Source organism: Erwinia sp. MYb416, assembly GCF_037479575.1.
In the GTDB taxonomy this organism is placed as follows: Bacteria; Pseudomonadota; Gammaproteobacteria; order Enterobacterales; family Enterobacteriaceae; genus Erwinia; species Erwinia rhapontici.
In genome coordinates this window covers 1-567 of sequence record NZ_JBBGYT010000199.1, presented here as the reverse complement: position 1 = coordinate 567, position 567 = coordinate 1, and the positions used below count along the sequence as shown (strand labels likewise).

The window sequence follows — 567 nt, the reverse complement described above, 5'->3', positions numbered from 1 at the left end:
CTCTTCGACATGCCTTTGATGTCGCGGAAATCGTCGCCTATCGTGCTGGCTGTAGTGCTAGCAGGCTTAGCGGCAGGCGCTTTTTTGCTGCGGCCTGCAGCTGGCGTTTTGTAATTTTTATCATCATGCTTCTTAGTGTCATCATTCAAACCTATTTGCTCTTTAACTGCTTCGAGCCTGGCTTTCGATTCTGGTGTGCTTTGATAGCTATCATCAACGACCATATTAAATAGCTGTGTATTTGTTTCGCTTATCTCGTTGAGTGTTGCTTTTAAGATATGTGCCCCTCCGCCCGTTTTAGCGCTTTCTGGCGCGGTTCCGGCGGTGGGTGCCGCCTTATCAGGCGAGGGTTTTGGTTTTTGATGTTCAGCAGCTCCGAAATACATCGCCTCTTCTTCTTTTGTCAGCTTCACCTGATACAGCATATCGAAACGCTCTTGTCTCTCTGGGTTCCCTGAGCGGCCTCTGTGTATCGTCGGTGCGCGGTCTATGGCTATGGCTTGAGCCTGCTGCTCAATCGTGGGGTTTTCGATAGCATCAAGCTCTGCTTTTTGGTCAGCTAGGGAG

1 protein-coding gene is annotated in these 567 nt (G+C 49.7%); it reads right to left on the bottom strand.

Annotated features, from left to right (window positions below):
- The coding region (locus tag WH277_RS28620) for a hypothetical protein (protein ID WP_339504069.1) at positions 1–567 on the bottom strand (567 nt) is incomplete at both ends.